Here is a 22,732-nt window from a genome sequence, read left to right as displayed (position 1 = left end):
TATCGTCAAATAGGACTTTTCTTTGTGTAGAAGAAACGCTAATATTTGGTTGTTTGGCCAAATAAATAAATGCCTATAATGATGCATCCTCACGACAGCCTCGCAAGCCTTGCCTACAGCGATTCAAAGCACTCACCGGAATCTGGCAGGGATATACAGTTCCCGGGAAACGGCGGGTTGGTTCTTAGTGCAACCCAGTTCGGGGACCCGAAGTCACCGCAGGTGCTTTTGCTGCATGGCGGCGGACAGACCCGTCATGCCTGGGCGCACACGGCAACAGCTCTGGCCAGATCAGGGTACTGCGCTACCTGCATTGATGCCCGCGGTCATGGTCAAAGCCAGTGGTGCCCTGAAGGGGATTACAGCGGCACCGCGCTGGTATCAGACCTCCGCGCCATCATCCAATCACTTCCCACATCACCTTATATCGTGGGAGCGTCAATGGGCGGACTGACGGCCATGCTTACCCTTGGGGAGGAGCCCCCCTTGCCCTGTCGAGGTCTGGTACTGGTGGATGTGGCCCCACGGCTTGAGACCAAAGGCGTTCGCCGGGTGATTGAGTTCATGCGCCGCCACCCTGACGGTTTCGACTCTCTGGATCAGGTTCAGGATGCCGTGGCTGCCTATAACCCAACACGAAAAGCACCATCAAGCTCACAGGGCTTGCGAAAAAACCTCCGCCAGGACGCTAATGGCCGTCTCCATTGGCACTGGGATCCTGCGTTTCTTGATCATGCGGTAATCCCTGAAGCAAATGAAGGCATGTTCGGCCGAGCGCGACTCAATCTTGCAGCAAGCAAACTCAAATTACCGATATTACTCATCCGCGGCCATCACAGTGATGTACTCAGCGAAGCAGGAGCCCAGGAATTATTAGCCCTCGTGCCACATGCCAAGTACCGAGTAATCCATCAAGCAGGTCATATGGTAGCGGGTGACCGCAACAGTATTTTTACCGGAGCAGTGCTGGACTTTCTTCAGCACCTTGACCCGCAAGGAAATCACATACGCTCCACCGATCGGAGACTTACACCATGAAACATAAACACCTCGACGTGCTGATCATTGGCGCGGGCCTTTCCGGCGTCGGTGCGGCTTGTCACCTAAGCCGCAAGTGCCCAGATCTACGCTATGGCATCCTTGAGCGACGCAAGCGCGTTGGTGGCACCTGGGATTTATTTCGCTATCCCGGCATCCGTTCGGACTCCGATATGTTCACACTCGGCTATAACTTTCGGCCTTGGACAGACACCAAGATGCTTGCCGATGGCCCCTCTATTCGCAATTACATCGAAGAAACCGCTGAGCATCATCAGGTCCACAAGAAAATTCATTTTGGCCTGAAAGTCACTGCCGAGGACTGGAGCAGCGAATTCAATCGCTGGACGGTTACCGCGTTGAACGAGGAAACCGGTGAAGAAGAAGTTTTCACCGCTGGGTTTGTCCTCAACTGTACCGGTTATTATAACTATGACGCCGGCTACACACCGAAAATTCCTGGAATCAATCGCTTTGGCGGCGACGTAATTCACCCGCAGCACTGGCCAGATAACTACGACTATACGGGTAAGCGAGTTGTCGTGATCGGCAGCGGCGCCACCGCCGTAACACTGGTGCCCGCGATGACCGACCGCGCTGCGCATGTCACCATGTTACAGCGCTCCCCTACTTATGTTGCCTCCGTCCCTGAGCAAGATCTCATCTCGAAAAACCTGCGCCGAGTACTGCCAGAAATGCTTGTTTACCGCATGGCGCGCACACGCAATATCCTGCTGCAGAGAACCGTATTTAACCTATCGATTCGTAAGCCCAAAGCGATCCGCAGATTACTGCTGGCCGCTGCTCGCAAACAACTGGGGCCTGATATCGACATGAAGCATTTTCAACCTCACTACAACCCATGGGAGGAACGAATGTGCGCAGTTCCCAAGGGGGATCTGTTCAAGGTGCTTCGTGAAGGCAAGGCTTCCGTGGTGACGGATCATATAAAAAATGTCACCAAAACCGGTATAAAACTGGAATCTGGGGATTGGATACCTGCCGATATTATCGTCACAGCTACCGGTCTGGATTTGCAAATGTTGGGCGGCGCAGAGCTACGTGTTGATGGTACGCACGTCAATCTCTCAAACACCATGATGTACAAAGGCTTAATGCTTGAAAAAGTGCCTAATATGGCACTGGTCTTTGGCTATACCAACGCGTCCTGGACCCTCAAGGCAGATATTGCCTCCGAATTTGTTTGTCGGCTTCTCAAGCATATGCGCAAGACAGGCGCAGAAAAGGTGACCCCTATCGACGAGGAAGGGTGTGGCTCTGATGTCAACTTTCTCAACCTTCGATCTGGCTACATTCAACGTGCTGATGACCGCCTGCCACGCCAAGGCAACAAAGATCCTTGGCAAAACCTCAACGATTATCTTCACGACCTGCCGGCGCTTCGTTATGGAAAAATGAATGATGGCCACCTTAAATTCGAAACGACAAACCTACATAAAACGAAACGCAATCTCGTCCAAAAACTTCTGAGCAACACATCAATATAGAGGCGCAACGATGAAATCATTTTCAGGAAAAGTCGCGGCGATCACTGGCGCCGGGTCGGGCATCGGGCAAGCCACGGCGATTGCTCTAGCAAAAGAAGGTTGCCACTTAGCGATCTCTGATATCAGCGAAGAAAGCCTAGAGAAGACGGTCGAATTACTGGCAGGCTACGCCGTCAACATCAGCACTCATGTTGTTGATGTCAGCAACAAAAATGCGGTTTATCAATACGCGGAAGATACCGTATCAACACACGGAAAAGTAAATCTCATCATGAACAATGCCGGTGTGGGACTGGGTGAGACCGTCGAGAACATGAGCTATGAAAACTTTGAATGGCTGATGAATATCAATTTCTGGGGTGTCGTATACGGTACAAAGGCATTTCTTCCCCATCTCCAGAAAATAGGTGAAGGCCATATCGTCAATATCTCCAGCGTTTTCGGCATTATCGGTGTTCCAACCCAGTCAGCCTACAACGCCGCAAAATTTGCTGTTCGCGGATTTACAGAATCATTACGTGAAGAGCTGGATATCGCGGGCGGCCTTGTCAGCGCGACTTGCGTTCATCCAGGTGGAGTAAAGACTAACATCGCGCGTAATAGTCGCATGGGAGACATGGGCAGCATGAACATGGGCGACAAAGAAGAGATTGCCAGCATGTTCGAAAAAATTGCCATGACCACACCCGAAGCTGCCGCTAGAACCATCCTGAAAGGCGTGCGGAAAAACCGGCGAAGAGTTTTGGTAGGCGGTGACGCGGTCATGCTGGACACCACACAGAGACTGATACCCACAGGCTACCAACGCTTGCTTGAAATTATGTTTAAAAAACAGCAAAGCAGCAAAAATAAAAAAACGCATCAGGGCATGGCCTGACATTTTTCTCTTTAACTATCACATTATTGATTGGAGGCGATATGCGCTCGTCTAATACGGTAAAAAGCATTAAGAAACTCAGCGGCGCGCTGGTGGGCATTCCACCGCGTCATATCAATTTTCAATTTCCGGATTCCATTCCAAAGTATTTTTATGCTGGAAATGCCACAGCAACGACTTTCTTTGCCATGCTCTCCGGTTTTTTCCCACCTGGTGAACGCTATTTCATGGAGTCCGTTAGACACTTTCGTGGTCAGGTTAAGGACGAATCTCTACGGGCGGCCATATCGGGCTTCATGGGGCAGGAGGCCATTCACGGACGAGAGCACGACAGGCTGAACCAGATTCTCGCCGAGTACGGCTATGACATGCAGTCGCCAGATCGGTTTGTCAAAATTGGCTTGGCCATACTAGAGAAGTTGCCGCCGAGCACTCGGCTAGCCGCCACCACGTTTATGGAGCACTTTACTGCGCTTCTCGCCGAGCAGCTACTTGAAGACGAGAATTTTGTACGCCAGGCAGACCCTGAAATGCTCAAAATATGGCAGTGGCATGCGCTCGAAGAGCTGGAACACAAATCTGTTGCCTACGACGTATATGAGCTTATTGGTAACAGCCGTACAGAGCGCGTGGCTGCAGCCCTCGCCTCGATGGTCGTCTTGCTGCCGATGCTGGGCATCACCTGGAGCTGGATGCTTGTCAAAGACGGCCAGCTCGGCAACATCAGCGATAATGTTAAAGGTCTGAATATTTTGCTAGGTCGTAACGGGTTTGTATCGCAAATCCTTTCGCGCCTTCCTGAGTTCATTCAGCCGGATTTCCACCCTGATCAACATGACACCAAAGGGCTGGAAAAACTGTGGCGTGAGAAGTTGTTCGCTGAAGGTGGCCAACTGCATGAGCTGTATAGCAATCCGGCGGCATAATAATGCTCAAGGGGGTTTAGGGAACCTCTGAATAGTTGACGACTCTGTCACCACCGTTTGCTAAAAGACACACAAAAAAATGCCGGAATTGCTTCCATGCAACTCCGGCATTACACCTTTTATCATAGCTTTTCTCTAGCCGATCTTTATTGCGCATCCTCTAGAATGAATTGTGCCGCTCGCTCGCCAATCATCATACATGGCGCGTTCGTATTACCACTGATCAACAGTGGCATGATCGAGGCATCGGCGACACGCAACCCCTTCACACCGTTTACCCGCAGACGGACATCCACCACCGCTTTTTCATCACTACCCATTCGGCAAGTGCCGACGGGATGGTAGATTGTTTCAGCGCGCTGGCGAATATCCGCGTCAATCTGGTCATCACTCTCCACGCTGGAAGCCGGTTCGTCATCACCGCCAAAAGCAGAGCTGAAAGAATGACTGTGAAACACTTTTCTGGCTAGTTTCACGCCTTCACGGAGCACAAGAATATCGTCAGGATGAGAAAGATAGTTTGGGTCTATCAAAGGCGCAGCAAATGGATCGCTATTGGCCAATCGAATCTGTCCTCGACTCTTAGGCCTGAGTTGGCACACATGAATCGTACAACCAAACCCAGGCGTCAACTGACGTCCATGATCTCGAAGATAAGCCGGTAAAAAGTGTAGCTGAGCATCCGGACGATCCGGCTCGCTGAGCAGGCTGACAAAAGCCCCTGCTTCCGCCGCGTTACTGGCAAGAAAGCCGCGCCGATGACGAAAATACTGGTAGAAGGCACTAATCAGCCGAGGTATAAAAAACGGTGACATGCCGATTGATTGACGGCTTTTGTCCTTGATCATGACGGTCATATCAAGGTGATCTTGAAGGTTCTCCCCAACTTCCGGCGAGTCTTGCAAACAGGTGATGCCGATTTTCGATAGGTGCTCTCGCTCTCCAATACCCGACAACATCAGCAACTGAGGGCTATTGATCGCCCCACCGGACAGGATGACTTCTTTGTTCGTACGAATGACCGATTGAGCACCATCACTATCACAAATTTCGACGCCAATCGCCCTGCCGCAATCCAGTAACACCTTGGTTACCTGCACATCCGTCATGATGTGCAGGTTATCGCGGCCACGTGCAGGATCCAGGAAAGCACGCGCGGCACTCCATCGGCGCCCTTCTTTTTGTGTTACCTGAAACCGGCCAAAGCCTTTCTGTTCCGGCCCGTTAAAATCATCGTTTCGGGTATAACCCAGCTCTTCACCGGACTTAATAAACAGCGGGGTTAACGGGTTAACATCCCTGACTCGGGTAACATTCAGTGGCCCACCCACACCATGCCAATTGTCAGCGGAGTATTGTTCATTGTTTTCATGTGCATTGAATACCGGCTGCACATCTTTCCACGCCCACCCTGTTGCGCCTTGCGCTGCCCAGTCATCATAGTCTTGTTGTTGGCCTCGAATGTAGACCATGGCATTGATTGAGCTGCTGCCCCCCAGTGTTTTTCCTCGCGGCCAGTAGAGGCGCCTTTTATTAAGGTGACTCTGTGGCGCGGTGTCGTAGCCCCAGTTTCGCTTTCCTTGTTTAATTAGACCGATGAGTCCAAACGGAATATTAATAAAACCGCTATTATCGTGGGGGCCGGCCTCAATAAGACAAACGGAATACTTGCCGCACTCGCTTAACCGGTTGGCAAGAACACAGCCCGAAGAGCCCGCCCCTACGACGATAAAATCAAACGACTTCATTTTGCTTCTCCCCCGCCTGAATAAACCGTGACATGTGGTGCTCTCGGTCGCCATGACTCAATGATGCATGTGTCACCAGACGGAAGTAATGGCCAATGTTCAGCTCTTCCGTAACACCAACGCCACCATGGATCTGGATACCTTGCTGAGTGATACCAACGGCCCGGTTTGCGTAGTAAGCCTTTGCCGCCGCTGTCGCGCGCCCGCGCTCACAGACGTTTGCGCTCTCTCCTTTTACTGACACCATCAAGAGCATGGATTCCAGCTGCTGGAGATCAATAAACGCATCAACAAGGTAGTGCTGGATTACCTGAAAACTGCCAATCGTTGTACCAAACTGTTTACGCGTTCGAGCGTATTCCAGAGTGGCCTGATACACCTCTCGGCAGGCGCCGTACATACGTGCGCAGTCCAATGCGCACAGATAATCGAACCAGGCAGAAACCGCTTGCTTTGCCGCATCACCACGACACAAAACCATTTCGTCTGTGATGAGCACATCATCAAGCGTCAAACTGGCAGCACGGCTTCCATCGAGCAGTCGATATCTTTCAACGTCACAGGCGTCGAAAGGTAGCGCGACAATGGCCAACTCATCACCAGACATAGCGGAGACGAGCACGGCGTCTGCAACGCCACCATCAGACACAACGTGCTTCTGCCCGGAAAGTCGTTCTCCGTTTAGCCTCAAGGAAGGGTTCAGCACGTGATAACCGGCATGCCGGTCATAAAGACCGCAAGCCACACGTGCCTCACCAGAAATAATGCGATCAAGCAACGCCAAGGATGTTGGCGTATTGGCGAACTCCAATAACTTGCCGGGGGAAACAATTAAATCGACAAAAGGGTCAAGACAAAGCGCGGCTCCTAACTCCTGAACAATGGCGCACACGTCAAGCAATGAGCCGCCATACCCTCCAACAGATTCAGCAAACGGAAGGCCAAACCAACCCAAATCATTCATGGCCTGCCAGCGATTCGCTTCAAGGTGATTACTCTCATTCAACTGTGCAATGTAGCTGTCAAATGAATAGTTGTCTTTAAGATAACGGCGCGCGGTATCCGCAATCATGGTGGTATTTTCGGGTAACTTGAAATCCATTTTTCACCTCACAATCCGAGCAACATCTTCGCCAACACGTTTTTCTGGATCTCGTTAGATCCACCATAGATGGTGCACGCACGCAGGAAGTTATAGCGGCGACTGGCCTGATTAAAAATTTGCTCCCCAATGGGCTCCTCGTTATCCCATGGCAAAGACATCAAACCTCCGATTTCCACCATCGCTTGGGAAACCCTTTGCTGTAGTTCCGTGCCTTTGATTTTCAGTCCTGACGATTCTGGGCCGAACGGCTTGCCTTCATCTGTGGCAGCAACGGTGCGAAAGTTGGTGTATTCCAGTGCCATAAGATCGACTTCCAAGCCAGCCAACCGACGCACCGCCAACTGCTTATCTGTTTCCGTTGGTAGCGCATCGATAGCACTTTTAAGGCGATTGATTTCGTAGTGAATATCCGCCACACCGGCAATGGTGGTGCGTTCGTGGGTAAGAAGAAACTTGGCAATGGTCCACCCCATTCCTTCTTGACCCACCAAATTTTCCACAGGCACTTTCACGTCGGTAAAATAGACTTCGTTAAGGTGATGATGCCCATCAATTGAATAAATCGGCCGTACTTCAAGCCCGGGGGTTTTCATATCGATCAGCAGGAATGAAATACCCTGCTGCTGTTTCACGGTGCTATCCGTTCGCACCAAGCAAAACATCATGTCTGCCCAATGGGCCTGTGTCGTCCAGATTTTTTGACCATTAACCAAATAATGGTCGCCATTACGCGTGGCTCGCGTTTTTAACGAGGCCAGATCTGAGCCCGCATTGGGCTCAGAATAACCTTGGCACCATAGCGTTTCGCCACGCTGAATGCCGGGCAACCACCGTTCCTTCTGTGCTTCAGAACCAAAGGTATATAACACCGGCCCAACCATGGCCACACCAAAAGGACTTGTTGGCGGAGCCCCTGCCGAGGCGCGTTCCTGATCGAAAATATACCGCTGGGTTGCACTCCACCCTGGGCCACCAAATTGTTCTGGCCAAGTAGACGTGAGCCAACCTTGACTGCCCAGCAAACGCTCCCATCGTTGCTGCATATTCTTGTCTGGCATCGCTCCTCGGGCAGTACAGCGCCGAATATCATCAGGCACATTTTCCTTCATCCACTGCCGGATACTCTTACGAAATTCTTTTTCGTCATTACTGAAATCCAGATTCATGGAAGCCTCCAAGCCAATAAATTTCGCAATACAAGGTCATCGATTACTCAATTAACCTGTTTACCGTTGCTCTCCCAAAAGGGGGCTCGCAGTTCGTTTTTCAGCACCTTACCTGCCCCACTCACCGGCAACGACTCTGCCTTAAAATCAACGCTACGAGGCACTTTGTAACCTGCAATTCTTTCACGGCAATGTTCGATAATCTCTGCCTCACTGGCGTGCTCTCCTTCACGCAGCACCACGATTGCATGCACAGCTTCACCCCAGCGTTCATCGGGAATACCAATTACCGCGCACTCCTGTACCTCAGGATGGCTATAAATGGCACCTTCAACTTCAACAGAGAAAATATTTTCTCCACCGCTAATTACCATGTCCTTGGCTCGATCAACGATGAAGACAAATCCATCCTCGTCCATGTAGCCAAGGTCGCCGGTATGTAGCCAACCATTGCGCAAGGTATCAGCGGTTGTTGATTCCATTCCCCAGTAACCCAACATGACGTTTGGTCCCCGCGCACATATTTCGCCAACCGTACCTTGAGATACCACCTGATCATTTTCATCAAGCACCACCACCTCCACACCCAGTGCTGCGCGACCGGCGCTACGTAATTTTTCTCCGCCGGGAATGTGATGTTCTGGCCCGAGTGAGGTAATGATTGGGGAGGCTTCGGTCTGGCCATAGCCCTGAGCAAATGACACTGTCGGCATTTGTTCCATAGCACTAATCAATACCGCCTCTGGCATTGGCGAGGCGCCATACAGCATGCGTTTTATGCTGCTGACATCGTAATTGGCGATGCGCCCAGATGAGGCTAGAAGATTGACCATGGTCGGCACCAACAGGGTGTTCGTGACTTTCTCCTGCTCAATGAAAGCCAGCACTTCATCAACATCAAAGCGAGGAACAATGCCATGTGTCCCCGCAGCCAGTGTCACGGCAAACGTGCTGGCCATATCAGCCAAGTGGAACATGGGCCCGGCATGCATATATATGGTGTCACTGTCATAGCCCATCTCGGCAACCACGTTCAGGGCATTGAATACCAGGTTGTCATGACTCAGCATCACGCCTTTTGACCGCCCAGTGGTACCACCGGTATAAAACAGCCCCGCCAGATCGTCACCGCCAGCATTGGCGTCACGGATTCGACCGGCGTTGGCGACAAGGGATTCATAATCAATACACCCTTGTGGACACTCACCCTCACCCATGAAGACAACATGCTTGATAGACTCAAGCTGTGGCTGTAGGGATGGCAGCAATGCTGCAAAGGTGTCATCAACGAAAAGCACTTTAGAACCTGAGTCATTCAAGGTATAGGCGATTTCAGGTGGTGCGAGCCGAATATTGACGGGATTCACTGCCGCACCGGCCCACGGCACTGCATAGAAATACTCCAGGTAGCGATCGCTGTTTAATGCCAGTATGGCAACCCTGTCACCCGCATTGATGCCCAGACTTAGCAACCCGTTAGCAAGGCATGCGATACGGTCTTCAAACTCTCGCCAGGTTTGCCGCCGACCAGCAAAAACGGTAGCCGTACCTTGGCCGTTTAATTGAACCGCACGGCGCAAAGTCTGTGAAATATACATAACAGAACTCCTCTATTGAGGCAGAAAAGGAAGGGGGGAGGGTTGTTTATAGATTGGATTAGCTGGAAGCGAAGGCTCTCTTATAAATGAAGCGACCTCGGGAAACCTGGGCGCCATCAAGAAACACATCCACAACAACCACAATGAAGCGCTTTCCTTCACGAATAATGTTCGGCTTGGCCACCAACGTACCCGCAAAGGCCGGGCGCAAATAATCCAGAGTCATACTTGAACATACTGGCTTATTTTGTTCAGTCTGATTCGCTGTTAAGTGCGCGCCAGCAACAAGCTCCGCGAAGCTTGCGATAATACCGCCATGAAAAGTCTTGATCAGAGGGTTGCCAATGTGCTGCTCGCGAAACGGCATTTTATAGGTTGCTTCGCCGTTATCGTCCGAAGCCGTCATACCAAGAAATTTTTCGTATGGTGATACATCGCCGACCACAGTAGAGAGAGCGGTTACCCTTTCTGTTTCGAAGCTGATGATTCCTTCATCATCGATTGTTTTTTTCTTGGAGGGGGCTCTCTTATTGCTAGGATTCACAGATTGATCAAAGGACGGGCCTGCCGTTCCTATCGCAAAACTGCCTGATACCGACGCCAGCAAATTGCCGCCATCACGCCCAAATGCCTCTCCACGGACATAGGCAATATTTTCTTCAACTGCAAAACAGGTGACATTACATGCCACCCCTTCGCCAGCCTCGGGGTTAGCGATGAAATCAACGCGCAAGTCAATTGTCGCAATTGGGCGCATGTCGCCGAGGCGCACAAAAATCGCCAAACCACATGCCGTATCAAGCAAGGTAGCGATGGCTCCCCGATGAAGCTTTCCCTGTTGATCACAAACCTCTTCCACACAAGGCATGCTCATTACCGCGCCATCTTTGGTAATGTCATCCATTGCGATACCAAAAACCCTGAACAACGGATGCCCTGAACCAAAAAAAGCCTTTGCGGCAAGCAGTTCTCTCGGGAGTGATGTCTCAGCTGTCATAGTTAGCAACTTTTTATCAGAATGTTGAAGCGGCATCCGCATACCGGGTCTCTGCAACACGCACAGATTCAATGGCGTCCGTTATTGCCTCTTCAGGGAATGTTTCACTTTCGGACCCCTTTCGCAGACAATCAGCCAGAGCGGACCATGCCGCAGCACTCGTTCGCATCAACTCGACCAAGCCTGCCTCATGTATTTCAGGAACAATTTCACTCGCTTCATCGAGAAATTCTGAATACATCGCTCTAAAGCCGCTGCCCCCCGTTCCACGCTTCTCGATCACTTGATAGGCGAAACGGAGCAACCATTGCCATTTATCCACTGCCTTCCAGCGAGGAAGTTCCTGGATCCAAGTTGTTAGCGCTTGAATACCGTGATTCCTGCTTCCTTGCAGGAGATTATCTGCATTCTTCACAATCGCACTGCGCACGTTCTCGGCAGACACCTGAACCGAAACACTTTCGGGTGCGAACAATGAACCATGATGGATAAAGGGTGGCGACAAGGAGAATCTGGCTTCAACCAACTTGTCACGAGGCACCTCTAAAAGCCCTGGGCGCTCGGTATCGCTAACGAGCATCGTCTCGCCCTTCTCGGCTCGCTGCCAGGCGACGATGGCGTGACCGGGGAAATGTGTACTGCTCTTGAAATAAGGAAGGTAAAAAATATCAGTTAAGAGAAGCGCAGGCCGCCCCGCATCAAGATGGGCATCCAGCGCATCGGCGGCAGCACATTTATCTTGCCAAGTTTCCCAGCGAAACGGCACGCCCAGTGTAGAGAACACCGTTTCCTCAAATCCCATTGAACGGACATGGACAATAAACGGGGTGTCCGTGCCTGGTATTTCCACATAAGTAATACCAAGCCCGGCACCGAGACCGAAGCAGAAAGCTTCAGTTAAATTAAGCCCATGAAACTCCAGAAGATCCCTGATAGCTGAACTTCCACAGTGGCGTCCGGGCCTATGAGTGTGCCGAAAATCAAAGGCACCGGGGTTACCCTGATCGTTGGTCTGCATCAGGCTGCCTCTCTCACAGGATCCGGACCATAAATGGTCTCCGATGCCTGCATTGGATCACCATGAGCCTCATACTCTGCCAACCAGGCGGCAACCTTCTCAGGCATACCGGTGTCCCAAGGGTGAAACCCGGGACGAAACCAGGCAAGAAAATCAGGCAACATTCCTGTGAGAATACCTTTTCGCCCATAAAGTTTGTTCAAACCCTTCAGAATCACACCGGGCTGGCGCGTGACACCATCAAGCTTGAGCATATTCCAGAATACCGGTGCCACGACCAAATGAACCATCAGTGTCGCAACCACCAGCGCCGAGGCACGAGTCAGGTAGCCCCCCCCAGCCGCTCCCTGATAAAGATCATAGGCCACAGCCTTGTGCTCTACTTCTTCAACCCCGTGCCAAAGAAATAGAGCCCTCATTACCGGGTCGGCCTCGCGGAACATGTCGCTTTTCTCGCTGACCATTGTTTCGCCCAAGGTTGCCGTAAAGTGCTCAAACGCCGCAGTCATGGCGAGCTGATACTTCTTCGGCAAGTACTTTTGTGTGGTGCGAATAAACGTCCTTAAATTCGTAGTGACCTTATCTACATCCACGCCCTGGCTGGCCATCACATCGTTGAAACGATCATGGACAATGCCGTGCTGACCTTCCTGGCGAATAAAGTGACGAATGTCCTCGATCAGCTGATCATCTGTCACCTGATCCTTGAAGTTACGCACTGACTGGATAAAGAAGCGCTCTCCCTCCGGGAAATGTACCGAGAGGGCGTCAAAAAAGCGGGTCAGCACGGGATCACCGCCATTCCAGTGCCGCGGCACTGATGAGACATCAAAAGCAACTTTACGTGGCTGGATTGGCAAAGAAGTCATAATTCCTCCAATGAAACAGGTTGTCTTTAGGTTGACATCCTTCGATGTTATTTGGTCAACTGACCAAATGTCAACCAGAACAAACCTACAAAGCGGCAAAACCACGTAAGTTTCATGCTTATAACTTTCGAAGTAGTGATTCGACCATGAAAGATGCGCTAAATATCAGCGCTATGGGCCGATCAAAAGCCAAGAAGTGAGAATCACCACATTTTACGAAATATTCAGAATTCCCTTAAACATTCGGTTCGACCCTGTCGTTTGTAACCGATAAATTTATAGAGCAAGGAAGTACCGATGAATATTGCCAGTTTGAGCATGGCACAGCGATCTGCGGGAGAATGGCTTTCCTCCTTGCCAACCATAATCCTGCTATTGCTCACTATTTTTCTAGCCTCTGGCGAAGTGATTCATTCCCAGTTACTCAAGATTGGTGAGAGCACATGGGAAGGTTACTTCAAGCTGCGAACAGCGGGACTTGTCGGCGCCCCCACCTGTAATTCAGATCCTAACATTGAACAGGAGATCCAGAAGGCCATCACCGAGAAGAAAGCACGAATGGCGGCCGATCCATTAGCCGGAATTTTGGGATCAGAGGTGAACGAAGGAGCGATACGTCAATCGCTGGAGTCATCCCGCTCCATTTGTCGCAATAAATGGAGCGACTACAGGATGGTTCAAGAGAACGCCACTCCTGGAGTGATTGCCTTCCGCAACCTGGAAACAGGGGTCGCCCATCTGGTCACCACCCTTGGGGGTTACAAGCGCCTTTTACTCTGCCTACTTATCATAATCTGTGCAGCAACAGCTACATTCTCCCGACACCACATCGCACTTCGGCCTGCTCAAACGCGCAAGGATCATTTGGTCTCAACTGTTGGTCAGCTAAGTGCAAACCTGATGCTATTGGCGTCAGCATGGGTTTATCGCAGTGCAGAATTATCCGCAGTGGCAGATGGAGTCAACGTTGATCACTTCTATCTTCATCAGTTCTGGATTGCAGGATTTAGTATTCTCAGCCTGGCAGCGTTCTACCAGTTGCTCCGTCCGCCGAAAGATCTAAGCGATGGCGGCTCTTGGGGGAAATCGCTGCTGACCATTCCGCTGTACAGCATCATGTGTATTTCCGCAGGTATCCAGTTCGCCCAACAAGGTTACTATCACGGAATAAGTGTATACCTAGGTATGCTCATGGAGCTTTCCACACTGTTTTTGAGCCTCGCGCTGTATATCTGGATAGGCATGATGTTACGTCAAACCAAACTCGCCCACCTGGTATTTGATGTACTGCGACCCTGGAAAATGTCTCCAGAGCTCATGTGTTTTGTCGTGCTAGCAATTACCGCAATCCCGACAGCGTTCACCGGCGCTTCAGGTATTTTTGTAATCGCAGCTGGCGCCACCGTTTACCATGAGCTGATTCGCGCCGGAGCCCGCAAGCAGTTAGCTCTGGCAGCCACTGCTATGTCTGGCTCTCTCGGCGTCGTTCTTCGACCTTGTCTTCTGGTAGTGATTATTGCCGCATTGAATAACGCAGTGACGACAGATGAGATGTTTTCCTCAGGCTTGAAGGTTTTCTCTTTGTCTTTGTTCTTGTTCTTCGTTTACAGCCAGTTTGTACGCACATCACCCGCCCGTATTGCACCCTTATCTGAAGCAGTACCCGCCAGTCTTAAACGCCTGGTCCCACTGCTTCCCTATATAATCATCATGGGCACGGTGGTAGTATTTTTCCGAGATATTCTGGGTGCGGAGTTAAACGAAATCTACGCCCCCATCATTTTGCCTGTAATGATGCTGTCGATTCTGTGTTACGAGAAACTTAGCGTAAAATCTCTACACGTCTTCTCGTTGACGCTAGTCCCCCTCATTCTCTACTCCTCTTACAATATGGCTGGTATGCAGGAGGCCCTGAATAGCGGCAACATTCCTACTGGCACTTCAAAAAATGAACTTAACAGCCTGTTCTGGGAGCTTTTCTGGCGCAATATGTTACTTAGTGTCAGCCTGATTCTGCAGCATCTAGTAAAAAAACCCTCGGCAAAACCTCACCACCAGCCTGAACCAGGCACAGGAGAGAAGCTAGAGTCTTCACTGCGTTTTGCCACCAATGAAACCACCGGACATATCGGTGCCTTGTTGATTTTGATGGGCATGTCGGTAAGCCTTGGTGGCATCGTAGAACGTTCTGGGATGATGGAAAACTTACCTGAAACTTTTGCCAATATCTGGGTTGCAATGACTATATTGGTGATCACTATGGTAATCATTGGCATGACCATGGATCCGATGGGCGCGGTGTTACTGGTGAACGCCACGATAGCTCCTGTGGCGTTCGCCAATGGAATTGAGCCCCTGCACTTCTGGATGATCACTCTAGCGGCCTTCGAACTGGGCTACTTGTCACCACCGGTGGCACTTAACCACTTATTAACAAGACAGGTGGTCGGCGACGAGGAAGTGGAATCCGCCAAAGTTCACGGAGGCAGCTTTTACCGTCGCCACGAGAAGTATCTTCTGCCTATTGCCGTGATGCTGACCGCTCTATTGATGGTATCCTACCTGCCACTGATGTCAGATACGCTCCACGGCTATATGTTCCAGAAAATATCGCACGGTGGTTAATCGCGAGTCAATTTTAAAAGTTGGCTTTCAATAACTGATTCCATCGCTCAGCGAAAATTAAAATGTAAACTGATTGCATTTACAATAAGACGAAAAATTTTGGTCAGGAATAATCAAACTTTATCTGAACTCCTGACCAAATCCGCCCCCCCATCAACAGATGATGACCAGGGCAAACTCGACCGGCAACGTGCCGGGTTTGAGGCCCCAGCCACACCGCCGTGATACGCCCCTACTCCTATTTTGTATATCACACTCTGTCGTGACTGGATGCCTACGAAATCTGCCGCTTTTGCATTAGAAAAGACGATGGAGAGGGCGATGCCATTACCTATTTCTGAGGTGGCAGGCTCAATGACGCACATTCACTGATCGGCGCGGGCAAATGTGGTGTCGCTCTGTACCATGCATCACCCAGAGAGCAACGCCAGCATGACTGAAAACGATTCGCCGCCGCGCCAACTGATAGAACTCATGCCGGATAGTCGCGTGAAACCCCAATCGCCCCCCTGATTTAGTACTGACGTGCGTTTTGGGGATGTCCTCAATTGAGAAAGGAAAAATCTCGCTCCCTAGAGCAATTTTCATATCATGCCCACTTTTATTTAATGAACCAATATTCGGAGGTAAAGTGAGTTTTTTCTGATTCAACATACATCAATAATACAAAGGTGTGTAAGGCAATTAGAACAAGCCTAATATTTTATATAAAATAAAAAGTCATACTTTTTACTACACTTATTTATTTCCCAAGGCCTCCACGCAAATCATTACATTCATCAAAAACCAAAAACTGATCAGCAATTGGTACACTCAAGCTTTGAAATCAACGAGTGACACTTCTGAGATATAAGCGTTGCCCTCCATACATCCACCGCCCTCTCATCTTTACCGTATTCCTCTCCGCCAGTAGCCAAATCATAAATCTCAAAAAGCTGATCCAATGTATTGAAACCTTCTTTTCGAGTTTTAATCAATGGGAGCACCCACCCCTTGGACTCCGCGGTGCTTTTTACTGATATCTTTTCTTGTAAAACCTGAGAATATCGAAATAGTGGCTTCATTTTTACTTCAAGCCTAGACTGCAACTTCAAACTATCTATAGCACTAAGACTGTCATCACCCCAGTATTCCCAAGCATCACTTTCGAATTTTTTTATAGAAAGAATCATCGACTTTTTTATGCTTTGAAGGTGCTCATTATCTTTTGTTAGCTTCCAATGAATTCTTGTAAAAATATAAGCAAAAACCGAACCACAAAACGCGCCAATAAGTGCCACCAAAAACGCTATATGAATATCAGTGTTGGGCTTGGCATCTTCAGCAATCTTTGCCAACTCCACACGAATTATTCCATCCCCCCCATCAACTTTAACCGCCGTGGTATTTTTTTCTTCTACAATCTGATCCAAGACATCATAAAAGTCATAGGTACAGATTTCGCTATCCTTGTAGCCTTTCTTCTCACCCCCGATAACAGATGTCATTATCTTCCCCAAAAAATCCACCAATATCATTTATTAGAGTTATAAGGAGTTTCTTTAATATAAGAGACTATTCTTTTTTCAAAAAACAAAAAATCCGGATCGTTGTATTTAAATTCCAAAATACTTAAAAACTTATCCGACTTTATATACCCACATTTAATCATTCCCCCAAACCCTTCTGAAAGAAAAGATGAGCCATAGCCATCAACTCCGTCATCCAGAATAATCATCAACTTCTCACCGGGCTGAAGTTTATCAACAGCCGGTTTTAAAAGCTTCTCCCGAAAGGCCTCTCCATTTAGAGGGCCATTTCGAGGCCCTCTACCGGTTGGATCACGACCGAAATCTTGCCCGATATTTAATATTGCCATCACAGCCTCCAAGCTAGGCAGCCAACTTGGTTTTCCATATTATCAAAGTCCCATACACTCTATTATCAAAACTTTGTGTTTTAATTTTTACATCATCATTAACAATTTCATATTTATAGAGTCCTCTACCACTCATTATAGAAAGGTAGCCATTGCCTCTCTCATTGATAAATTCTAGCATATCTGGAAGACCCCGCCCCCTATCTTCTTGCCCCGTACGGGTGCGGTGCATCTCTACCGCGGCCTTCAGAAGATGCTCATCTTTGTAACCATGACTCAAATGCCGCCGACTCAACCAATCCAGCAGTTTTTCACCCAATTTAGACGCCGGCAAAGATGCCGGTATGCCAACGCCCTGATCGTAGAAAACAATTTTCAGCTCTGCTGTTTTTTTGTTATAGCCACCAGTAAGATACCAGTTCTTATCTTTATCCCTAAACCCTTCTCCATCTGGATATGCGTGATCCGCCACATTATTTATTGCCTCATCAAGCCCACACTTCAGAATCGGCCATTTATTAATATCCTCCCCAACAATTGACGTAACCTCCTCCTTAAAATCCCTCACCTGGGCAACACCTAATTGGTTTCTTTTTATATACTTCACTAGCGACAAACCAGTTCCCTCCCCAAGCCCTTCCACATATTTATGATCGATATCGCAGTCAAACAAATCAAAAAAACCAAGCCTATAAAACCTTCTTATAATTTCTTTATCCCAACTTTCTAGCAAAGGCCTTAAACTCATACTCTGCGAGTCTTCCCACTTTGCCAGCTCAGCTGTCAACACAAGCCCTGCCGAAGTCGAAACTTTTTTTAGATTACTAAAATCAACTTTTGCCAACCTGTACTGCTTTATTGACCTCACCTTTTCTGCCAGCCGCCTGATGGACTGAATAACCAAGGTGGTTTCTTCGTATTTTGTTGAAAAATTCATCTCTTCGGGAAGAATAACTGAAACTTTGTTGGTGCCAAGAAATTCAATATTAAGGCCATCCTTCCTCTTCTTATCTACCCAACTATTTCTCTCTAGGCAGTAATCTGACAATCCAGCCCCACCCCTCCCCTTTGATATCTTTTTCCAGTTCCTTCTTAATCGTAAATCTCTCTGGATATCGAACTGCCGCTGTTTTTTTGAAATCCTTCTCATCTCTTCCCCATCACAAATACTGGACCACCCAACATGCGATCCATGATTCATTAAATCCATTAAAGGTTATTACTAATTCAACAAAGTAATAAGCAATAATTTCAGAAGCCCAATATCATCGTGCATTGGTTACTGCAGTTTCAACGCCCATCCTCGCATTCACAATGCGCCCTCACCTTTACCATAGTGCCTTAGCCTGATTAACCAACAGCCAAACTTGCAAAATCCCTACTTCACACACTTCATGACAGAAAAAGGAACGACATATCACCTTTCATCGCCACTCACGCCCCGATATTACACCCTCCTCTCAATAAGTATGGAAGCTTTTCCTCAAACAACCTTTCAACGCGGAGGACTCCTGCCCAAATAGCGTCCATAAAGATACGGACGGAAACTCTACATTACCAACCCAGGCATCAACGCTTCGTATATAGCTTTCTATATTTAGGCCCTCCACGCACTTCACTTTGTGAACGACGGACACATCCAACACCTGTTCCATTCACCATACCAAACCCCTTTTTCCTCCAACGTAGAAAACTTGGCCACATTGTCGGCTCAGGGAAAAGAGCTTGAGAATGTACAATCGCCTCCTGGTGCTCTTCTTCATCAGCACTGGCAACCACTCTAAACCTTTTATGCTCATCTTCTATACCATCCAATACTGCATATTGAAGAACGTGGCGTTCCTCGATTCTATTTTGTCGGCATGAGTTATAAACTTCAATCAAGGCCTGATCACATTGATGTTCGCCCGGAAAAATATTTGCCCGGCAGTTCAAAAACTGAAATTGATTTAATGCTCTGATATCGTCAGACTTCTTAGATTTAAAAATTCCATTCTTTTTTGAAACAGAATACACATCTGGATCATACGCAATAAAAACCATTTGTGCCGACAAAGGAAGAATCGCGATGATGCCTGCAGACCCCAGCCCATAACCTGCCTCCTTAAGCTTAGGGTCAGCCTTAAACCAACGATTAGTTAAAATGGCCGGATCATCGGAAGCGACAACCTTCATCTCGGAGTTCAATTTCACCAAGCAACCACGAAGATCGTCGGTTATTTTCATAACCTCTGCATAGGTCCGCATTGACTCGATTACCGCCTCCTTAATTTCCATTCGATAAGATTGATCCTCTCCGACCATTTCACCAAGCTTGCTATTCATTTCCACCATACGTCGTGATGCGGCTTCAGTTCGCATATACTGAAAGAGCCAGAATCTCTTGAGAAGCAATTCATCGCCCTCTTCAAGTTTATTATAACAATCCAGTCTGACTCTACGAAGGACTCCAGCATAAGCCTGCTCTAATGATTGTATAGATTTTTCTAAATCCTCATCATCTCCATAGAAGTAGTCTCCTGAGCATTGTTTTTTTACTGCCGCTTTATCAATAAAGATTTCCCTATCTATGTTAAATATCTTAATCGCCTTCCCTTCCTCGTCATTCGTAAATGGCCTCAGATAACATCTTGGAACGAAATGCTGATTTTTATTTGTCGGCATATTATCTATCCCCGATTTAACATCTTTCTCTATTTTTAGCAGACGATTTCAGCCAGGCTATATACGAAATCTCTAGAGACACCTAAAGCTCAACACCCAGATAAATCACTTGGAAATTGATTCCCTCTCGTCAATAAACCTCTAATAGCTTCAACCATAACAACTTTAATGATTCTAGATAGTTTCAAACACATATCACCTCCATGAAGCCAGGAAGGAAGACTTCCTGTCCCCACTTCATGGAGGTTTCATGATCATTCAATGTCCGTCCTGCCGCTCTATCCGGGCCGTCGCCCTGCAAAATGGCCGCAAGGTTGGCGGTTCTGTCGGCACGGTTGCTGGAGCTGCCAGCGGCGTTGCCATGGCGACTAGCGGGGCTCGCGTCGGTGCGACCGTCGGCATGGCGTTTGGGCCTGCTGGGTCTGCGATTGGCGGCATCGCCGGTGCCGTGCTCGGCGGTCTGGCTGGTGGCGTTGCCGGCGGTGAAGCCGGTGCTGCGCTGGGTGCCAAGCTCGACGAGATCTATCTCGACAACCTGGAATGCCTGGACTGCGGACACAGCTTTCGCCTGGATTCCGAGTAACCCCTTCTCTTATCTCTTTCTCTCACCCTAGAAGCCCGCCTAGCGCGGGCTTCTTTATGCCGCTTTGGAGGCCTGAATGGATATTCCCACTTTCGTAAAGAACGAGCAGGGCCTGTATCACGTACAGGGCTGCGTTAAGCCTGAGGAGATTGTCAGCACCGCTGCCACCATCCTGCTGGATGAGCTCACTGATCGTGAAGCACTAACGGCACCCACCGATGTTGCCCAGTTCCTGCAGTTGGCCCTGGCCCAGGAGAAGAACGAGGTCTTCTCGGCCATCTTCCTCAACAACAAACACAAGGTGCTTCGTTTCGAGACGTTGTTCAACGGCACCATTGATAGCTCTGCGGTTTACCCCCGTGTGGTGGTGCAGCGTGCTCTGGAGTGCAATGCCGCTGCCGTCATCTTCGCCCACAACCATCCCTCTGGTTGTAGCGAGCCCTCTAATGCCGACCGGCAGATCACCAAACGCCTCACCGATGCCCTCGCGCTGATTGATGTCCGTGTACTGGACCACTTTGTGGTGTCCCGTTCCGGCTACGTCAGCCTGGCCGAGCGCGGCTGGCTATAACCCTGCCCTTTTGGGCATTCCTTCTTTAACAGGAGATTCACCATGGCACATCTTGTCGAAAACATGGCCTATCTGGGCCGTACCCCCTGGCACGGGCTGGGTAACCAGCTGGCCACCCAACAACCGCTTGAAGTCTGGATGCGGGAAGCCGGCATGGATTGGGAGATCCGTGAGACGCCAGTCCGCTTTATTAGTAGCGAGGCCGGCGCTCTCGGTCAGATCTCGTCATTCCCGGATCAGAAGGTGCTATTCCGTTCTGACAATCAGGAGCCCCTGTCGGTAGTGAGTAACCGCTTCAAGGTGGTTCAACCCCGCGAGGTGCTGGAGTTCTATCGAGATCTCACCGAGCAGTCCGGCTTTGAGCTGGAGACCGCTGGTGTCCTGAAAGGGGGCCGCAAGCTGTGGGCCCTGGCGCGTACCGGGCAAACGGGTACTTTGGCGGGTAATGACCAGACCAACGGCTATGTGCTGCTGGCCACGGCCTGTGACGGCACCTTGGCGACCACGGCGCAGTTCACCAGTATCCGGGTGGTCTGCAATAACACCCTCGCCGTCGCACTGAGTGGCAACACCCATGCGGTGAAGGTACGCCACAGCACCACCTTCGATCCGCAAGCGGTGAAGCAGCAGCTGGGGATTTCGGTCTCTGCCTGGGATGACTTCATGTATCGCCTGAAGGCCCTGAGCGAGCGGCGCATCACGCGCAAGACCGCGGAGAAGGTCATGCAGACCATTTTCACGGATACCGGCTATCCGCCACAGGGCATGCCGGTGAAGGGCAACGAACAGGCCATGAAGAAAGCCATGACTTTGTATGACGGTGCCGGTCGCGGGTCGGATCTGGCGTCCGCCAAGAACACGGCCTACGGCCTGCTGAATGCTGTCACCGAGTTCGTGGACCACGAGCGCCGCGCCCGCAGCACGGATAACCGGCTTGACTCTGCCTGGTTCGGGAAGGGTGCGCAGATCAAGCAACGGGCTTTGGAGCAAACTTCTCTGCTGGTCGCCTGATCCCGCCTGACCACTTGCCCCTCCCTTCTCTCTAACTCCTCTTTTTAATAGAAAACCTGGAGAACACCATGAACTTGAAATGGCTCTACCGCCTGTTGGCGGTATGGGACTGTCGCCCTATGCCTGCTGAATTGTCAGCGGTGTGGGGCGCGTTCCTGCATGAAGGCCTGATGTGCCATCCCGGCGATCCGGGCCGGACTCGTCGCATCCTGGAGACCTGGGACAGTGGCTGCATCGAGTTGATCATCGCCACCTGTGAGTACCTGGACCCGCTCTGGCAGACGGTCTCCCACATCTGGTTCGAACCCCGTGGTCGCCCTGGCGTCTTCGAGTACGAAGTGGTCAGCGAGCTGGGCGAGTGGCTGGGTGAGCAATTACTGACTCACGGCCACCTTCCCAGCAATAAAGAAACGGAGCGTTACATCGAAGCGTTGGTGAATGACTTCTTCGAGATTGGCGAGGAAGGCCCTTCTTCTTCAGGTCGAGCCGCATGATGCCACTTAGCCATCATCCTCATTCACCTTTCCTTCCTTACCCCTAGCCCCGGCCACTGTGCCGGGGCTTTTCTTT

Annotated in this window: 20 protein-coding genes; 9 read left to right on the top strand and 11 right to left on the bottom strand. The window is 49.9% G+C overall.

Annotation, left to right across the window (positions count from 1 at the left end):
• Positions 1 to 69: 69 nt before the first annotated feature.
• Genes F1529_RS10980 through F1529_RS10965 form a run of 4 tightly spaced genes read left to right on the top strand, consistent with a single transcriptional unit; the run spans position 70 to position 4,349 of the window.
• Positions 70 to 1,038 (top strand): alpha/beta hydrolase, encoded by a 969-nt coding sequence (locus F1529_RS10980; protein WP_363969278.1) that lies wholly within the window; start codon positions 70 to 72, stop codon positions 1,036 to 1,038.
• On the top strand, positions 1,035 to 2,546 hold the full coding sequence (locus F1529_RS10975; RefSeq protein WP_008930244.1) for an NAD(P)/FAD-dependent oxidoreductase: 1,512 nt from the start codon (positions 1,035 to 1,037) through the stop codon (positions 2,544 to 2,546). The genes F1529_RS10980 and F1529_RS10975 overlap by 4 nt, the downstream gene beginning before the upstream one ends.
• Positions 2,547 to 2,556: 10 nt before the next feature.
• Positions 2,557 to 3,423 (top strand): SDR family oxidoreductase, encoded by an 867-nt coding sequence (locus F1529_RS10970; protein WP_007150445.1) that lies wholly within the window; start codon positions 2,557 to 2,559, stop codon positions 3,421 to 3,423.
• A 41-nt stretch (positions 3,424 to 3,464) separates the two neighbouring features.
• Positions 3,465 to 4,349, top strand: a complete 885-nt coding sequence (locus F1529_RS10965) for a metal-dependent hydrolase (protein ID WP_007149555.1) — start codon at positions 3,465 to 3,467, stop codon at positions 4,347 to 4,349.
• A gap of 146 nt (positions 4,350 to 4,495) precedes the next feature.
• On the opposite strand, the gene F1529_RS10960 is transcribed toward F1529_RS10965, so the two are convergent.
• Genes F1529_RS10960 through F1529_RS10930 form a run of 7 tightly spaced genes read right to left on the bottom strand, consistent with a single transcriptional unit; the run spans position 4,496 to position 12,850 of the window.
• A complete protein-coding gene (locus tag F1529_RS10960) occupies positions 4,496 to 6,097 on the bottom strand; it encodes a GMC family oxidoreductase (protein WP_007150726.1) in 1,602 nt (533 codons plus the stop codon).
• A complete protein-coding gene (locus tag F1529_RS10955) occupies positions 6,084 to 7,199 on the bottom strand; it encodes an acyl-CoA dehydrogenase family protein (protein WP_008930247.1) in 1,116 nt (371 codons plus the stop codon). The genes F1529_RS10960 and F1529_RS10955 overlap by 14 nt, the downstream gene beginning before the upstream one ends.
• A gap of 8 nt (positions 7,200 to 7,207) precedes the next feature.
• Positions 7,208 to 8,368, bottom strand: a complete 1,161-nt coding sequence (locus F1529_RS10950; RefSeq protein WP_007150215.1) for an acyl-CoA dehydrogenase family protein — start codon at positions 8,366 to 8,368, stop codon at positions 7,208 to 7,210.
• Positions 8,369 to 8,415: 47 nt separating this feature from the next.
• A complete protein-coding gene (locus tag F1529_RS10945) occupies positions 8,416 to 9,966 on the bottom strand; it encodes a long-chain-fatty-acid--CoA ligase (RefSeq protein ID WP_008930249.1) in 1,551 nt (516 codons plus the stop codon).
• A 58-nt stretch (positions 9,967 to 10,024) separates the two neighbouring features.
• On the bottom strand, positions 10,025 to 11,005 hold the full coding sequence (locus F1529_RS10940) for a PaaI family thioesterase (RefSeq protein ID WP_230457772.1): 981 nt from the start codon (positions 11,003 to 11,005) through the stop codon (positions 10,025 to 10,027).
• The gene (locus F1529_RS10935) at positions 10,980 to 11,981 is read right to left on the bottom strand and encodes a BtrH N-terminal domain-containing protein (RefSeq protein ID WP_007150864.1); all 1,002 of its coding nucleotides are present in this window, start codon (positions 11,979 to 11,981) and stop codon (positions 10,980 to 10,982) included. The genes F1529_RS10940 and F1529_RS10935 overlap by 26 nt, the downstream gene beginning before the upstream one ends.
• On the bottom strand, positions 11,981 to 12,850 hold the full coding sequence (locus F1529_RS10930; protein WP_155134678.1) for a metal-dependent hydrolase: 870 nt from the start codon (positions 12,848 to 12,850) through the stop codon (positions 11,981 to 11,983). The genes F1529_RS10935 and F1529_RS10930 overlap by 1 nt, the downstream gene beginning before the upstream one ends.
• Before the next feature lie 297 nt (positions 12,851 to 13,147).
• Here F1529_RS10930 and F1529_RS10925 point away from each other — a divergent pair, with 297 nt between their 5' ends.
• Positions 13,148 to 15,475, top strand: coding sequence for a TRAP transporter large permease subunit (locus F1529_RS10925; protein WP_007150199.1), 2,328 nt, complete (start codon positions 13,148 to 13,150; stop codon positions 15,473 to 15,475).
• 797 nt (positions 15,476 to 16,272) lie between these two features.
• Here the strand turns inward: F1529_RS10925 and F1529_RS10920 are convergent.
• The 4 genes from F1529_RS10920 to F1529_RS10905 form a co-directional block, all read right to left on the bottom strand.
• The gene (locus tag F1529_RS10920; RefSeq protein ID WP_155134674.1) at positions 16,273 to 16,962 is read right to left on the bottom strand and encodes a hypothetical protein; all 690 of its coding nucleotides are present in this window, start codon (positions 16,960 to 16,962) and stop codon (positions 16,273 to 16,275) included.
• Between the two features lie 26 nt (positions 16,963 to 16,988).
• On the bottom strand, positions 16,989 to 17,333 hold the full coding sequence (locus tag F1529_RS10915; protein ID WP_155134671.1) for an STAS-like domain-containing protein: 345 nt from the start codon (positions 17,331 to 17,333) through the stop codon (positions 16,989 to 16,991).
• 13 nt (positions 17,334 to 17,346) lie between these two features.
• Positions 17,347 to 18,543 (bottom strand): hypothetical protein, encoded by a 1,197-nt coding sequence (locus F1529_RS10910; RefSeq protein ID WP_155134668.1) that lies wholly within the window; start codon positions 18,541 to 18,543, stop codon positions 17,347 to 17,349.
• 359 nt (positions 18,544 to 18,902) lie between these two features.
• The gene (locus F1529_RS10905; protein ID WP_155134665.1) at positions 18,903 to 19,997 is read right to left on the bottom strand and encodes a DUF4238 domain-containing protein; all 1,095 of its coding nucleotides are present in this window, start codon (positions 19,995 to 19,997) and stop codon (positions 18,903 to 18,905) included.
• A 250-nt stretch (positions 19,998 to 20,247) separates the two neighbouring features.
• Here F1529_RS10905 and F1529_RS10900 point away from each other — a divergent pair, with 250 nt between their 5' ends.
• From F1529_RS10900 to F1529_RS10885, 4 genes are all read left to right on the top strand, one after another.
• A complete protein-coding gene (locus tag F1529_RS10900) occupies positions 20,248 to 20,580 on the top strand; it encodes a hypothetical protein (protein WP_155134662.1) in 333 nt (110 codons plus the stop codon).
• A gap of 76 nt (positions 20,581 to 20,656) precedes the next feature.
• The gene (gene radC / locus F1529_RS10895; RefSeq protein WP_155134659.1) at positions 20,657 to 21,151 is read left to right on the top strand and encodes a DNA repair protein RadC; all 495 of its coding nucleotides are present in this window, start codon (positions 20,657 to 20,659) and stop codon (positions 21,149 to 21,151) included.
• 42 nt (positions 21,152 to 21,193) lie between these two features.
• Positions 21,194 to 22,162 (top strand): DUF932 domain-containing protein, encoded by a 969-nt coding sequence (locus F1529_RS10890; protein WP_155134656.1) that lies wholly within the window; start codon positions 21,194 to 21,196, stop codon positions 22,160 to 22,162.
• 68 nt (positions 22,163 to 22,230) lie between these two features.
• Positions 22,231 to 22,656 (top strand): hypothetical protein, encoded by a 426-nt coding sequence (locus tag F1529_RS10885; protein ID WP_155134651.1) that lies wholly within the window; start codon positions 22,231 to 22,233, stop codon positions 22,654 to 22,656.
• Positions 22,657 to 22,732: the final 76 nt, after the last annotated feature.

The sequence above is a fragment of the Alcanivorax sp. VBW004 genome (assembly GCF_009718865.1).
Lineage (GTDB): Bacteria > Pseudomonadota > Gammaproteobacteria > Pseudomonadales > Alcanivoracaceae > Alcanivorax.
The sequence above is the reverse complement of the archived record's forward strand: the minus strand, read 5'-3'. Positions and strand labels throughout refer to the sequence as shown.

What these genes read in the sequence shown, in the direction of transcription:
- F1529_RS10900 (WP_155134662.1), top strand. Translation starts at nt 20,248, where the DNA reads ATGATCATTCAATGTCCGTCCTGCCGCTCTATCCGGGCCGTCGCCCTG.
- F1529_RS10960 (WP_007150726.1), bottom strand. Translation starts at nt 6,097, where the DNA reads ATGAAGTCGTTTGATTTTATCGTCGTAGGGGCGGGCTCTTCGGGCTGT.
- radC (WP_155134659.1), top strand. Translation starts at nt 20,657, where the DNA reads ATGGATATTCCCACTTTCGTAAAGAACGAGCAGGGCCTGTATCACGTA.
- F1529_RS10945 (WP_008930249.1), bottom strand. Translation starts at nt 9,966, where the DNA reads ATGTATATTTCACAGACTTTGCGCCGTGCGGTTCAATTAAACGGCCAA.
- F1529_RS10890 (WP_155134656.1), top strand. Translation starts at nt 21,194, where the DNA reads ATGGCACATCTTGTCGAAAACATGGCCTATCTGGGCCGTACCCCCTGG.
- F1529_RS10920 (WP_155134674.1), bottom strand. Translation starts at nt 16,962, where the DNA reads ATGACATCTGTTATCGGGGGTGAGAAGAAAGGCTACAAGGATAGCGAA.
- F1529_RS10925 (WP_007150199.1), top strand. Translation starts at nt 13,148, where the DNA reads ATGAATATTGCCAGTTTGAGCATGGCACAGCGATCTGCGGGAGAATGG.
- F1529_RS10950 (WP_007150215.1), bottom strand. Translation starts at nt 8,368, where the DNA reads ATGAATCTGGATTTCAGTAATGACGAAAAAGAATTTCGTAAGAGTATC.
- F1529_RS10965 (WP_007149555.1), top strand. Translation starts at nt 3,465, where the DNA reads ATGCGCTCGTCTAATACGGTAAAAAGCATTAAGAAACTCAGCGGCGCG.
- F1529_RS10975 (WP_008930244.1), top strand. Translation starts at nt 1,035, where the DNA reads ATGAAACATAAACACCTCGACGTGCTGATCATTGGCGCGGGCCTTTCC.
- F1529_RS10905 (WP_155134665.1), bottom strand. Translation starts at nt 19,997, where the DNA reads ATGCCGACAAATAAAAATCAGCATTTCGTTCCAAGATGTTATCTGAGG.
- F1529_RS10930 (WP_155134678.1), bottom strand. Translation starts at nt 12,850, where the DNA reads ATGACTTCTTTGCCAATCCAGCCACGTAAAGTTGCTTTTGATGTCTCA.
- F1529_RS10955 (WP_008930247.1), bottom strand. Translation starts at nt 7,199, where the DNA reads ATGGATTTCAAGTTACCCGAAAATACCACCATGATTGCGGATACCGCG.
- F1529_RS10940 (WP_230457772.1), bottom strand. Translation starts at nt 11,005, where the DNA reads ATGCGGATGCCGCTTCAACATTCTGATAAAAAGTTGCTAACTATGACA.
- F1529_RS10885 (WP_155134651.1), top strand. Translation starts at nt 22,231, where the DNA reads ATGAACTTGAAATGGCTCTACCGCCTGTTGGCGGTATGGGACTGTCGC.
- F1529_RS10970 (WP_007150445.1), top strand. Translation starts at nt 2,557, where the DNA reads ATGAAATCATTTTCAGGAAAAGTCGCGGCGATCACTGGCGCCGGGTCG.
- F1529_RS10910 (WP_155134668.1), bottom strand. Translation starts at nt 18,543, where the DNA reads ATGGATTTAATGAATCATGGATCGCATGTTGGGTGGTCCAGTATTTGT.
- F1529_RS10935 (WP_007150864.1), bottom strand. Translation starts at nt 11,981, where the DNA reads ATGCAGACCAACGATCAGGGTAACCCCGGTGCCTTTGATTTTCGGCAC.
- F1529_RS10915 (WP_155134671.1), bottom strand. Translation starts at nt 17,333, where the DNA reads ATGGCAATATTAAATATCGGGCAAGATTTCGGTCGTGATCCAACCGGT.
- F1529_RS10980 (WP_363969278.1), top strand. Translation starts at nt 70, where the DNA reads ATGCCTATAATGATGCATCCTCACGACAGCCTCGCAAGCCTTGCCTAC.